We start from the raw sequence: 13,070 nt of genomic DNA on the forward strand, positions 1-13,070 counted from the left end.
GCGTTACGGTAATCCTTACGGTTGATATGGGACAGCAACAGAGGGCTCGGATTCTCCTACACTGTTGATGGCAGATACTTTGAACCATCCGCTTGTAGAGGCAGGTACACCGTAATCCATTGAGGTACCCGAAGTTGTTCCAATCTTGGTATAAGGGGCAGAGCCCGTTTCACTGTAATAGACGGCATAGCTCTGTACACCATCGCTCTCTGGATTGGAGGCCCATTGAATGCGCAATCCTTGGGTGAGAGCTGCTACGCTAACCTGTCCAGGGGTACCTGGAACGGTGGTTGTAGCGTTATTGTTTTCATTTTCTTCCGGCTCAACGATGGTTCCAGGAACATTGATCGGTTCTTTTACTTCCTCATCCGGGAGTGGATCTGACACTCCTGCACTGCTAACCACAGCACTAGGAGCAGATTCTTTGCCGGCTACATCGACAGCAGTGACATAGAAAGTGAAATTCCCTCCCTGTGCGTATGCTGTAAATGATCTGGATTCACCTGTCAGGACAACTTGGCCCTGGTTCTGGAAGCCGGCACCATTTACGGAGCGATACAACCGATATCCGACAACGTCATTTTCAGGCGTTGCGTTAAATGTAATTACAGCTTTGCCATTAGCAACGGATATCCTCACATTCCCTGGTGCATCTGGTGCCTTGCCATTGTCCGATCTCGGGTCGACTTGTGTTGGCATGTCTGCATCCGCATCTTCTGGCAGATAATAGGCAAGGGATTCGTGACGGCTCATCCGTGAGAATGCATTTTGCAATTCTTTGATCAGATCGGAGATCGGTTTCTTACGTTTAATAACCGTCTTCTCCTTCAGCATGTCGCCAGGTGTTTCATCACGAGGGATGTAGTTTACACCATTGTAGGTAATGTATTTTGCTTTGGCGACACCATCATCACTATCTTTGGGAATAAATTTGCTGTTGAAAATATCGGTTACAAATTTGTCAGTCAGTGATGTCGGCAGTTTGCCGCTATAAGCAGACACCGTACGTGTTTCAATGCCCGATGGTTTCTTGAATGAATCCGTCACGAACAATTCCTTGTCGGTTGCAACGACTTCATTCATAATCTGAGACCAGAGCTGCTGGGCACGTTTACGCTGAGATTTGGTTTCAAGGGTGTTAACAGGCTGTTTGTATCCAACCCACACACCAAGCGTAACATCAGGCGTATAGCCTTCAAACCAGACATCCGCATAGTTTTGCGTTGAACCGGTTTTTCCTACGACAGGTGCACTTTTCGTATACTTATACGTTTCGCGTACCTTATCCGCAGTACCTTCGGTAATTACGGTTCTTAACATATCTGTCATGAGGTACGCCGTCTGTTCGGAAAATGCCTGAACAGGTTCGGATTCATGCTTATAAACGATATTTCCTTTGGAGTCTACAATTTTGCTAATCATGTATGAGTCGTTATATACCCCATTATTCGCAATAGCTCCGTAAGCATTCGTGAGTTCTTCCACGGTTACACCGTACTGGAGTCCCCCGAGAACACCCGTCTGAGCCTGATAGTCCTGCTGCTGAATGGTCGTTATGCCAAGCTTCTTGGAGAATGCCCAGGCTTTTTCGATCCCGACGTCTTCATTGAAGAGTTTCAGGGCAGGAACGTTCAGGGAATAGTTCAGGGCTCTACGAGCGGTTACAAGTCCCTGATAACGATTGTTCGCATTCTTCGGAATATGGAAGCCGTTTGAGCCTCCATCCTTAAGAATGATCGGTGAATCATCAATAATGGACGCGGGTTGAACCAGTCCTTCTTCCAGAGCAGGCAGGTAGGCAGCAATAGGCTTCATCGTTGAACCTGGCTGACGCACCATCTGGGTTGCGTAGTTCATCTGTTCATCCTGGAAGCTCCGGCCTTCAATCATACCCAGAATAGCCCCGGTTTTGTGATCAATCATGATAGCTGCAGTCTGTTCTTTTCCCTTTTTGGGATCGTCCGCAGCAAAATTACTGTCATTCTCGGCAATGGTACGCATCGTTTTGTACACACTTTTGTTAATCGTTGTGTATATGCGATATCCACCTGTACGCAATTGCTGCTGAGCTTCTTCGAGCAGAGCACTGCTTTCCTTTTGGGTCCCATCATCGGTAGAATCTGAACCCTCGGAAGTTCCTTCAGCTGCTGTGTCAGAATTCATTTGTTTCATCAAAATTTGTGCAGCCTGGCGTTCAGTTTCCATCATAAGATATGGATAAGTGTTGTAAGCCTTGACGGTCTTCGGTGCCAGTGAACTCTTAATATCAAAAGCAAGAGCTTCGTCATACTCGGTTTGATTGATTTTGCCAAGTTCAAGCATACGGCGTAATACCAGATGCTGGCGGTTGATTGCACGCTCAAAATTATCCTCTACAAAGTCGCCTTTTCCGTTAAAGGCTGAGTAAGAGGAGGGGAGCTGAGGCAATCCGGCAAGATAGGCTGCCTGAGCCGTGTTTATTTTCTCCAGATCATTAATGTTGAACAATCCTTTGGCAGCTGCCTTGATCCCATACACATTATATCCACTGGAGCCGTTACCAAAAGGAACTTTATTCAGATACGCGGTCATGATCTCGTTCTTGGTCAGGAATCGTTCAAGTCGCAAGGACAGCAGTATTTCCTTGACTTTGCGGTCTTCGGTACGATCCAGATTCAAGAACACACGCCGTGCCAATTGCTGAGTCAGCGTACTTCCGCCCGTTTGCACAGACTCTTTCAGCACCTTCTGCTTCACGGCTCGGAGCGTTCCGCTCATATCTACACCTTTATGTTCGTAAAAATGATTGTCTTCAATCGATATGACAGCATCAATAACTTTCTGTGGTATCTGGTCAAAGGTGACCGGACGCCTGTCTTCTTCCGTACGTAATTGACCGATCGGGCTACCGTCGGCAAAGTAAGCAAAGCCTGTGATGGAGTTTTCGCTGACTTTTTGTTCAATCAGGGCCCTGGAGCGGACGGGCTCGTCTTTTACAATGGAACTGACGTATCCCATCAGAGCACCGCCTACAAATAGCGCCCCCATAAAACCCAGGACAACCACCCATTTGACGACACTGCCCAGTCTGCGGGCGAAGCTGCGCTTGCGGGCAGGCTGTTCATCGGGCTTTTTCTTATTAACATCAACCATTCAGTGTCTTCCTCCTTTTAACAGCACTTATTATAGCATAAAAAGGCGGGTTTGCATGCCTGAGAAATACAAGCAATGGTCGAAAATTGCCATTATTTTATGGAATATGAAATTTTTCATGCTACTAAATCCTGTATGCAAAAATTTGCTGACAACAAAAAAGCGATCCGAGAAAATCTCGAATCGCTTTTTGTGTGATGCTTTACTGAAATTCCAACGATTAACGGTTGTAGAACTCGACGATTTGTTTTTCGTCGATATCTTGGGACAACTCGGAACGCTCAGGCAGACGGATGTATTTACCTTCTACAGCAGCGTCGTTGAATTCAAGGTATGCTGGAAGATGCGAACGGTTTTCCAAAGCTTCCTTAACGGAAGAAAGACCGCGGCTTCTTTCACGCAGGCCGATTACATCGCCAGTGCTTACTTGGTAAGAAGCGATATCGACTTTTTTACCGTTTACTGTTACGTGACCGTGGGATACCAACTGACGTGCTCCTGCACGGGAGTTAGCAAATCCAAGACGGTAAACGAGGTTGTCAAGGCGGCACTCAAGCAAGAACATGAAGTTTTCACCCGCGATACCTTGCATTTTTTGCGCTCTAGCAAACAGAGTGCGGAATTGTTTTTCGCCCAAACCGTACATGTGGCGAAGTTTTTGTTTTTCTTGCAACTGCATACCGTAGTTGCTCATTTTTCTGCGTTGGTTAGCTCCGTGCTGACCTGGAGGGAAAGGACGTTTCAATTCTTTGCCTGTTCCGCTCAGGGAAATGCCGAGGCGACGGCTCAATTTAAATTTAGGACCAGTGTAACGTGCCATGTTTATAGTAGCTCCTTTTTAGTTAAAGTTCATATAGGGCTCTGTTTGCGCTCCAATTTGTTGATGCGGGCAAGGCCACACATACGTCAATCAGGAAAGTTCAGCCGCTGTCCTGAAAGCAACAAAAAGAATGAGGGTGACACAACCGGTAATGCCCAAATTTAAAGACCCATTAGTAGTCTTCATCAACAATTTATATTACAGTTTAAAAGAGACAAAGTCAAGAGTAGGAGAAAGGCAAAAAAACGTCTAAATTTGTCGATAGGTCATTAGGCCCAAAAAAATGGGACAATTTTCTGAAATATGGATGCAAAAAAGCAATAAAGAGAGTAAAATAGAATGTATCTTAACTTTAAATGATCATGTACATTAAGGTTATCGTAAGGTTTTTGCAGGTTTACGATAACGTCTGCAGATTAATGCATCCCTTTAGAGGTTGCAAAAACGGTGCAAAGGAGCGCCTGACATGTTAGAACATCTAGGAAGTTTACCAGCCAGCATGCATTCGCCAAGTTCGGGCGATTCCGCATCTTCTGCAGCTCAGCGTAATGAGCATGCGTTCTGGATGCAGCAAATGGATATCACACCTTTTGATTTCTCATATTTGAAAAACTTGCTGCAGCAAGCCTATACGGATTGGCTGACTCAGCATGATTCGAACTGGAGCGCATCATCTGCGATTTACAGCGTGTGGAATACAGAAGGTACTTGTGTAGCGACGACCGCCGATGAGTCTATGGACAGGCCTGAATCAGTTCAGACGGTAATGATGTGTCTTGAAACCGGACGAGCGGAATCATTGCGGGGTTCAGATGAATACGGGGATTTCCTATACATTGCCGAGCCTCTGTTTTCCAGAATCAACAGGGATATGTTCGCCGTGTTTACAGCTTTCATTTACGAGCCTCATCGTTATGAAATGTCTGAGGAGGTTGTTCGATCCGAGGCAGCGCATTATCGTACTTGCTTTTACCGAAGATTTGAATACATATTTATGGCAGATCTGCTAAAAGCTCATGAGCAAACGGCGCGTGAAGAGCACCGGAGGTCCATTCTTTTTCAGATCGTGCAGCGGATGCATGATAAAATGGACGTGGATGCCATATTGGACGAGGTATTTGACAGTATCGATTATTTGTATCCGACCACACACATGAATCTGTACATGTCCCAAGATCGCAACAGTTCCAATCCGAGAATCAGACCTTTGCTTGTCCATGAACATGGGGAAGATATTTGTCTCCGTTCATTTAAAGATGGACAAACGATAGTCATTCGCTCCGATCAGGGGGAGAATCGTATTGTGGAGGTCGGACTACCGCTCAAGGGGAAGCAGGGTATCTATGGTGTGTTTCACATCGAGATGAATGACGAGCTCATGGAAGAGCCCGACTTGCAGCTTATCACTATGATGGCGGATATGGCAGGAACTGCTTTTGAGAATGCCAAATTGCATGAGCAATCGAACATGTTGATTCAGGAACTTCGTCTAATCAATGATTTGACACAACGTCTAAATAGAAGTCTGCAGTTGAAAGAGATTTATAAAATGGCCGAGTTGGAGTTAAAGGATATTTTTCAAGCTGAATCCTGTTGTATTCTTCAATTGAATGACACCACGAATCGTTTTGAGGTGATGTCATCCAATATTGGGGAAATGCGTCATAAATCCTTTTCGCTGGATTATGGTATCGCTGGTCTGCTGTATCGGACAGAAGAACCGCTTATTTTGTCCAATTATGCACAGTACACCAAAGTGTCTTCCGTGTTTATGGAGATTACCAGCTCCATGTCACTGATGGCTTCACCGATTCGAGTCAACGGTCAAGTGAAGGGAACCATTTTGCTGGGTCATCCCAAACAGCAGTATTTCTCATATGATAATTATCGTCTGCTGCAGATGCTGTCCATTCACGTAGGACTGGCTCTCTCCAATGCAACGCTGCATGCGGAGGTTCGCCGTTTGGCCAACCTTGATATGTTAACTGGACTGTACGTCAGACATTATCTCGATAGTGTCATTCACGAAAAGCAGGCCCATGAATTCTGTGGTTCATTAATTGTGGTTGATATCGATCAGTTCAAACAGGTGAACGACACATTTGGCCATCAAACCGGGGACCAGGTGTTGAAGCAGGTTAGTGATATTGTTAAATCCTCCGTTCGTTCCGATGATATCTGTGCCCGGTGGGGTGGCGAAGAGCTGGCCATTTACGTGCCGCAGCTGGGGATCCGCCAGGCACTCGAGTATGCAGAGGTCATACGCAGCCGAGTGGCGGAAGAGACCAGGCCACCCGTGACCGTATCCAGTGGTATAGCCGAGTGGAACTGGATGGATGACAAGGTCAGTGTGGAATCATTATTCTACCGGGCAGACATGGCGCTCTACGAGGCGAAACATAATGGACGCAACCGGATCGTGCTGGAAGAACAGGAAGTTACACGCTAAGAGAGAACAATTCCATGGATTGGAGTCGTTCTCTCTTTTTTCTTTTGCAGCAAAGTTTGCGTTGATGTGAAGTATAAGGGTATACAGGAGGGGCAGGCTATGGAGAACCTTGGACGGAAGGATGGATTTTAGATGATTACAAGGCAGGGTATGCGTACATTAATGCTGCTTTTGAGTGTTGTTATCCTTTCTGCACCGGGCTGTGGGCTGATACATCGTGAACGCACTCCAGAAGAGGTGTTCTCCATGGCCTTATCCGGAATTGCAGGTAAGGAGAAGCTGGATTTTGTAGGGGAAGCAGGGTTAAGACGAGAGAGCAGCGGACTTTTTGAAAATCAGTTCAAATTTGAAGGAAAGCTGGAAAATCATGATCAGCTAACGCTGCAGACCCGACTCCCTGGAGCTGTCACTGCAGCAGGGTCAAGTAAGGTAAACGGTATGGATGCCGCTTCTGCAAATCTGATTACCCAACCAAGCGGATTCAGCGCCTCTTTTCAACGAAAAAAGGGACAATGGGAGGCATTGACCGCAGAGCAAGAACCACTCCGTGGATCGCTGTCACGTTTCAACCCCATCGCCCAATTGGAGAATATTGACCGGATGAACAAAACGATAAAATCCGAATACGGTTCTGGTCGAAGAACAAGGATCCTGCGGATTGAACTGGCACCTGAAGATGCGAAAGCCTGGGCCACAACCCAGTTGAACGACGAGATGAACGCGATTAAGGCAGAATATATGCACAGGGCGAGTAATATCAAAGGGACGAGCAAGGCGAAGCTTGAGAAGGAATTGAGCCAGGTTTGGCAGCAGGGTGAAGCCAGTATGGAGCAAATGATGAAACAGGCTAAAGTACAAACGGTATATCATCTGACTGTGGATCGGAAGACCAGTTTGCCGCTGCGGCTCTCTTCGGAAAGCCAGGTGACGTACCAAGATGCAAGCAACAAAAGCACGAAAGAAGCTCTGGTCATGGATGTTAATTTTAAAACATATGATTAGACGTGGGGTCTGCCTGCTGACGGGATTGCAGTAGCGTGCTACAATAGTATCGTAATTTACCGTTGTTCAATTTTTGAATGGCAGATGACAGGAGGATTTACGAGATGAAAGACCCACGAATTCAGAAACTTGCAGCTAACCTGGTTGGCTACTCTGTAGATGTACAGCCTGGCGAGAACGTGCTGGTTGAGATGATTGGATCGGAACGTGATCTGATCAACGCTATTATTGAAGAAGTAGGCAAAAAAGGCGGCAATGTTTTTGTACAGCTGACCGACAAGACGGTACAACGTGCGATGTTGAAAAATGCTACAGAAGAGATGATGAAAACCTGGGCAGAAATTGACCTGAACCGCATGAAACAAATGGATTGCTACATTGGTATCCGTGCAGGCGAAAATGTGAACGACCTGTCCGACGTGCCGGAAGAAAAAATGAAAATGTATAACTCCCTGTATTCCCATCCGGTACATAGCGAGCAGCGGGTTAAACATACGAAATGGGTTGTGCTTCGTTACCCGAATGCCAGCATGGCGCAGCTTGCGAATACCAGCACGGAAGCTTTCGAAGATTTCTATTTCGATGTGTGCAACCTGGATTATGCCAAAATGGACAAAGCACAGGATTCCCTGGCTAACCTGATGAACCGTACGGACAAAGTTCGTATTACAGGACCAGGAACAGATCTAAGCTTCTCCATTAAAGATATCGGTGCAGTGAAATGCTCTGGTCAAAAAAATATTCCTGATGGCGAAGTTTACAGTGCGCCTGTGCGTGATTCTGTAAATGGAACAATCAGTTATAATGCAGCAACCCTGTACAACGGGGTAACGTTTGAAAACATCAAGTTCACCTTCAAGGATGGCAAGATCGTTGAAGCGACAAGTAACGATACAGAACGTCTGAATGAGATTCTGAACTCCGATGACGGTGCACGTCATATTGGTGAGTTCGCGATTGGCTTCAATCCGCATATTCTGCATCCAATGAAGGATATTCTGTTTGATGAGAAAATTGCAGGCAGTCTGCACTTTACTCCTGGGCAGGCATACGAAGAAACGGACAACGGAAATCGTTCCTCCATTCACTGGGATCTTGTGCTCATCCAGCGCCCAGACTACGGCGGCGGCGAAATTTATTTTGACGATGTGCTGATTCGCAAAGACGGCATCTTTGTGATTCCAGAGCTGGAATGCCTGAATCCAGACCAATTGAAGTAACCGCGGGATTTTGCTGTTGCTAGGAAAGCGGATTCACGGTATCATGTAGTGGTAATTAATAGATGATACCAAATGTGAAAAGACGGAGGGATTCCTATGTCGAGTAATAACGCGGCTGTAGTGGAAATTGCTCAAACAGCAGGCAAGTTTACTTCTTCAATCGTGCTTCATTCGGAGAACAAGTATATTGATGTGAAAAGTATTCTCGGTTTGTTTACCACGCTGATCAGCACACACAGCTATGAACTTCATGTTCATGGACCAGATGCAGACGAAGCAAAAGCAGCCATGTCAGAAGTATTTGCCAAACATGGCCTGAATGTAAGCATCGCATCCGAGTAATCATTCCAGGAAGCATCTCCGCCTGTATTGGCGGGGGTGCTTTTTCGTATACACAAATGAACAGGTTCTTTGGGTCCGTTGCCGAGGAGTTAAAATACGTGCTGTCCAAGCCTTCGTTTTGAGTGGTTATTTTGGTCAGGTTCTTGTATTAGCTCCTGATTTCGTCTAATATTAGAGGTAGAACGTCTTTACGCGATTTTTGGGACATAGGGGGGAAAAATGCATGACTTCATCTGATCTGCAGGACCAGCTGAACATGAAAGCGATCAGTCTTCTTCAAGAAGATGCAGATAAAATACAGAAGCTTATTGAAGTACAGATGGAGAATCTGGCTACCCGCTACTGCCCTCTCTATGAGGAAGTATTGGATACACAGATGTATGGGTTCTCCAAGGAAGTCGATTTTGCTGTTCGTGCAGGGCTTCTTCCTGAAGGTGCTGGTAAGCAGCTGGTAAGCGCGCTTGAGCGGAATCTGGCAATTCTATATGAAGCTTTGAACAAAAAGAATGAGCAATAGCCTGCAATCGTGTGGGTCAGAATAGAAGGCATGCAGGATTTTTGCATGCTTTTTTTGTATGTTTTAACGTGGTAAAAATATTGAGTGCGCAGCGTAAGCGACCATAAACAAAAGCAGTCTGGAAACGGGTTTCCGGACTGCTTTTGTTATTCGTTATATATGTCTGAATTTATGTTGCTTCTAACGTTACACCAGGAAGAAGGATACACCCAGAATGATGTACACAACCAGCAGGAGCAATCCCTCATACCAGTTCGTTGAACCATCCTGGGTAATCGACTTGGCGATAAATACGGATACTCCAATGGCAAGAAGCTCAATCGTTGTGAAGACGATATCCATGGTTCTGCCTGTAAAGTAACTCACAAAAATCAGCACAGGTGCAACAAAAAGTGCGATTTGCAAGCTGCTTCCGACCGCAATCTCTACAGCGGCACCGATCTTGTTTTTCATGGCAAGCATAATGGCTGCACTGTGTTCGGCCGCATTACCGATAATCGCAACCAAAAATGCACCAACGAACAGTTCGCTCAGACCAAACTCTTCGGTAAATACCTCGAGAGTACCCACGAGCCATTCACTGACAAAGGCTACCATAACTGTGGCGATAACCAGGTATAGAATCGATTTTTTCTTGGACCACGCCGGCGCATGTTCATGCGGCAATTCTTCGTCTTCATCGACAGTGACATCTGCGAGATAGTTCTTGTGTGTTATCATCGAGAATAAGAGCCAAGCGATATAGGCAATAATCAACAGCCCTGCGACAATCAGGCTAAGCGTATCTGTGTCCTTTTGAGTAATCGAATGGGTGTTGAGAAAAACAGCTGGAATGAACAGGGCAATGATTGCCACAATCATCAGGGAGCCGTTTAGTCCCGCAAGGGAGACGTTGTAATTTTGAATTTTGAACTTGAGTCCTCCGGCAAAGATGCTAAGCCCCAGCACCAGCAGCAGGTTTCCGATAATGGAACCGGTGAGGCTGGCTTTTACCATGTCAAATAGTCCTTCTTTGACCAGAAAAATGGCGATGATCAATTCGGCAGCGTTACCGAACGTTGCATTCAAGAATCCGCCAAGCCGCTGTCCCGCATAATGCGCAACATTTTCGGTGGCTTTCCCTAAAAAACCGGCCACAAAAATAACCGAAATGGCTGAAATCACAAACTGCAGGATCGGATTCCAATGCAGATAGTGGGCGATGGCGCTGAGGGCAAAGAAGACAATCAGCAAAATGGATGAAATCCGGTTTCTCACAACAAACACCTCGGTTAAAATTATTTTGTTTTAAATGACAATGAAAGCCTTATGAGATTATTTTCATATTTCAATATAACCAAATGGTGGTAGGTTGTAAACGCATGTTTTCGAGTTTAATTTGCTTTTTGGGGTGGAAAGGATTTAAAATACGAGTAACGAAGTGAAGGAGGATGTGGCATGGCAGAACAACTTCAACTAGAAGGCGGTAACATCCGGATTGCCGATGACGTGGTGGCGAAAATTGCCGGAATGGCTGCGATGGAGACACCCGGGATTGCCGCAATGTCTGGAGGATTGTCAGAGGGCTGGGCCAAACGTCTCAGCGGTAAAAACGTACAGAAAGGCGTAGGCGTTGAGGTCGGCCAACTGGAAGCAGCCATTGACCTGCGCATCATCGTCCTGTACGAGACACCGATTCATGAAGTATCCCGTATGCTTCAGCAGAATGTGAGAGAAGCGGTAGAGACCATGACCGGATTGCGCGTTGTCGAAGTGAACGTGAAGGTAGAAGGCGTATCCTTCAAAGGCGACGACCTGTAAGGTATTAACCTCCAATTTAACTGGAGCAGATGAACGTTGATGTTCTTTGAGCTCCAGTTAACCCAAAAAAGACTTCACATCCCGAGGATGCGAAGTCTTTTTTTATTCCGGTACACCTGTTAACGAATGCGCCGAATGGATTTGGAATCCCGTGAACGAAGAGCGGGAGAAGTACGTGTTTGCGTTTGTACCGTTACGGATTTGGTTCTCTCTTCCTTAATGACGTCCTGGTTGTTCGTACGCGAGATACTGAGCAGAATACCCATGGCCACCATCATCACAAAGAGTGACGTACCTCCATAACTGATAAACGGAAGGGTAACCCCTGTCACCGGTATGGTCTGGGTCACGCCTCCGATATTGATGAACGCCTGAATGGCGATCAATCCCATGATTCCGATACCTACCAGCGTTCCGAACGGGTCAGGACAGCGCAACGAGACGATAATGCCTCGCCAGATAAAGTACAGATAAACCAAAAGGAATAGCGTACTCCCCAGGAAACCAAGCTCTTCCCCAATAACAGAGAAAATGAAGTCATTATACGCGTTTGGCAGATAATGAAGCTTCATCGTACCTTGTCCAATACCCGAACCGGTCATGCCGCCGTCACCGATGGCCACAAGGGAGCGAAAAAGGTTAAGACTTCCTCCACTAGTGTCGGATAACGGATCAAGGAATGCCTGAATACGCCCGATCTTGTAGTTCTGCTCGGCTGAGGCGGCAGTAGTACTGTCTACAGTGTCTGAAGGAGACATGGAGGAGAAGAGGGCATTCGCGCCGAGTGCGAGTGCCCCTCCCAGTACAACTAGCAGGATCGAACCCATAATATGCTTCATGCTTGCTCCGCCTGCATAGATGACGAGACCACAGGTGGAAACCAGAATGAAGCAGGTACCGAAGTCCGGCTGCAGCATAATCAATCCTGCAATGAATCCGACAATGACTAGGACCGGAATATAACCTGTCTTGAGGTCCCGGAAGCGTTCGCCTTTTTTGGTGATCAGTGCAGAAAGGTATAGGATTATGGCAATTTTGGCGAACTCCGCAGGCTGAAGACTAAAGCCAAAGATGCGGATCCAGCTTCGTGCACCGTTCAACATTGCGCCTGTAACAAGTACGAGCACCAGCAATACCGTGGTGAACAGGAAAAAAGGCGCATAAAGCTTCTTGTATTTATTAAAACGAATGTTCATGGCAAAGAACATACCAACTAAACCGATAACCGCCCACATAAGTTGTTTTTTCGTGAAGTATAGGGGATCATTGTTAAAGCTACTGTTTGCAATTGCAATACTGGAACTGGAGCTGAATACCATCAGCAGTCCAAAGCCCACTAACAATAAAGTGAGGATTAGCAGTTGGAAATCCGGCGTGCCTCTCTTCGTTTTCGTTTGGGCCGATTGTTGTTTCATGATTTGGCCCAGCCTATGCTTCCAGCAGTTCTTTGAGCTGCTGCAATTTTTGGGCGGCCAGCTTCACGACTGGTTGCGGAACGGTAGAGTTGTAATCGAGACCGTGCGGAAAGGTTGCTTTACCAAGATAAACAGCCTCGACAGAGAGCACGGTATCTGGTTTTTCAAGTTTGCCATCTACCACACGGGTATTAATACGTACAAAGTATTCTGAGTTGGTGTTGTCATCTTCGATTTTGTAGTCATATGTAGCACGGTAATACTCCCATTGCCACCGGACAAATCCGACTTTCTCGGCGCTCTCATCCAGGTATGCCAAGTCGCTTTTCAAGCCATCCAAGCCTGTATTCTCAAAAATCATAAGCGTCTGATC

At 46.3% G+C, this 13,070-nt stretch carries 11 protein-coding genes; 6 read left to right on the forward strand and 5 right to left on the reverse strand.

The genetic code is table 11. From position 1 onward, the window contains the following. Positions 1-15 precede the first annotated feature (15 nt). Both PIL01S_RS12795 and rpsD read right to left on the reverse strand, forming a co-directional pair. Complete coding sequence (locus PIL01S_RS12795; RefSeq protein WP_127537846.1) at positions 16-3,132, reverse strand: penicillin-binding protein 1A; 3,117 nt, start codon at positions 3,130-3,132, stop codon at positions 16-18. Positions 3,133-3,352: 220 nt separating this feature from the next. Next, positions 3,353-3,952, reverse strand: a complete 600-nt coding sequence (rpsD, locus tag PIL01S_RS12800) for a 30S ribosomal protein S4 (RefSeq protein ID WP_095290216.1) — start codon at positions 3,950-3,952, stop codon at positions 3,353-3,355. 466 nt (positions 3,953-4,418) lie between these two features. Here rpsD and PIL01S_RS12805 point away from each other — a divergent pair, with 466 nt between their 5' ends. The 5 genes from PIL01S_RS12805 to PIL01S_RS12825 all read left to right on the forward strand — a co-directional run bounded on the left by PIL01S_RS12805 (position 4,419) and on the right by PIL01S_RS12825 (position 9,482). Then, the gene (locus tag PIL01S_RS12805; protein ID WP_127537847.1) at positions 4,419-6,401 is read left to right on the forward strand and encodes a sensor domain-containing diguanylate cyclase; all 1,983 of its coding nucleotides are present in this window, start codon (positions 4,419-4,421) and stop codon (positions 6,399-6,401) included. 132 nt (positions 6,402-6,533) lie between these two features. Then, positions 6,534-7,403, forward strand: a complete 870-nt coding sequence (locus PIL01S_RS12810) for a hypothetical protein (RefSeq protein WP_127537848.1) — start codon at positions 6,534-6,536, stop codon at positions 7,401-7,403. 104 nt (positions 7,404-7,507) lie between these two features. Then, a complete protein-coding gene (locus PIL01S_RS12815; protein WP_095359374.1) occupies positions 7,508-8,623 on the forward strand; it encodes an aminopeptidase in 1,116 nt (371 codons plus the stop codon). 96 nt (positions 8,624-8,719) lie between these two features. Further along, positions 8,720-8,965, forward strand: a complete 246-nt coding sequence (locus tag PIL01S_RS12820; protein ID WP_095290222.1) for an HPr family phosphocarrier protein — start codon at positions 8,720-8,722, stop codon at positions 8,963-8,965. Between the two features lie 223 nt (positions 8,966-9,188). Next, positions 9,189-9,482: an Fpa/YlaN family protein gene (locus PIL01S_RS12825; protein WP_095290224.1), complete on the forward strand. Its 294-nt coding sequence runs from the start codon at positions 9,189-9,191 to the stop codon at positions 9,480-9,482. A 186-nt stretch (positions 9,483-9,668) separates the two neighbouring features. On the opposite strand, the gene cax is transcribed toward PIL01S_RS12825, so the two are convergent. Further along, the gene (gene cax / locus PIL01S_RS12830) at positions 9,669-10,739 is read right to left on the reverse strand and encodes a calcium/proton exchanger (protein WP_127537849.1); all 1,071 of its coding nucleotides are present in this window, start codon (positions 10,737-10,739) and stop codon (positions 9,669-9,671) included. Positions 10,740-10,919: 180 nt separating this feature from the next. Here cax and PIL01S_RS12835 point away from each other — a divergent pair, with 180 nt between their 5' ends. Beyond that, on the forward strand, positions 10,920-11,282 hold the full coding sequence (locus PIL01S_RS12835) for an Asp23/Gls24 family envelope stress response protein (RefSeq protein ID WP_095290227.1): 363 nt from the start codon (positions 10,920-10,922) through the stop codon (positions 11,280-11,282). 119 nt (positions 11,283-11,401) lie between these two features. Here the strand turns inward: PIL01S_RS12835 and ftsW are convergent, their stop codons facing one another. Together ftsW and PIL01S_RS12845 are read right to left on the reverse strand one after the other, a co-directional pair. After that, positions 11,402-12,697 carry a putative lipid II flippase FtsW gene (ftsW, locus tag PIL01S_RS12840; RefSeq protein ID WP_127537850.1) on the reverse strand — a complete coding sequence of 432 codons (1,296 nt, stop codon included), beginning with the start codon at positions 12,695-12,697 and terminating at the stop codon, positions 11,402-11,404. Between the two features lie 13 nt (positions 12,698-12,710). Beyond that, positions 12,711-13,058 (reverse strand): YugN family protein, encoded by a 348-nt coding sequence (locus tag PIL01S_RS12845; protein WP_095290231.1) that lies wholly within the window; start codon positions 13,056-13,058, stop codon positions 12,711-12,713. Positions 13,059-13,070: the final 12 nt, after the last annotated feature.

Origin of the sequence: Paenibacillus illinoisensis NBRC 15959 (assembly GCF_004000925.1) — a bacterium.
Taxonomy (GTDB): Bacteria; Bacillota; Bacilli; order Paenibacillales; family Paenibacillaceae; genus Paenibacillus; species Paenibacillus illinoisensis.

Coding starts and splice junctions, on each gene's coding strand:
- PIL01S_RS12795 (WP_127537846.1), bottom strand. CDS start 3,132: ATGGTTGATGTTAATAAGAAAAAGCCCGATGAACAGCCTGCCCGCAAG.
- rpsD (WP_095290216.1), bottom strand. CDS start 3,952: ATGGCACGTTACACTGGTCCTAAATTTAAATTGAGCCGTCGCCTCGGC.
- PIL01S_RS12805 (WP_127537847.1), top strand. CDS start 4,419: ATGTTAGAACATCTAGGAAGTTTACCAGCCAGCATGCATTCGCCAAGT.
- PIL01S_RS12810 (WP_127537848.1), top strand. CDS start 6,534: ATGATTACAAGGCAGGGTATGCGTACATTAATGCTGCTTTTGAGTGTT.
- PIL01S_RS12815 (WP_095359374.1), top strand. CDS start 7,508: ATGAAAGACCCACGAATTCAGAAACTTGCAGCTAACCTGGTTGGCTAC.
- PIL01S_RS12820 (WP_095290222.1), top strand. CDS start 8,720: ATGTCGAGTAATAACGCGGCTGTAGTGGAAATTGCTCAAACAGCAGGC.
- PIL01S_RS12825 (WP_095290224.1), top strand. CDS start 9,189: ATGACTTCATCTGATCTGCAGGACCAGCTGAACATGAAAGCGATCAGT.
- PIL01S_RS12835 (WP_095290227.1), top strand. CDS start 10,920: ATGGCAGAACAACTTCAACTAGAAGGCGGTAACATCCGGATTGCCGAT.
- ftsW (WP_127537850.1), bottom strand. CDS start 12,697: ATGAAACAACAATCGGCCCAAACGAAAACGAAGAGAGGCACGCCGGAT.
- PIL01S_RS12845 (WP_095290231.1), bottom strand. CDS start 13,058: ATGATTTTTGAGAATACAGGCTTGGATGGCTTGAAAAGCGACTTGGCA.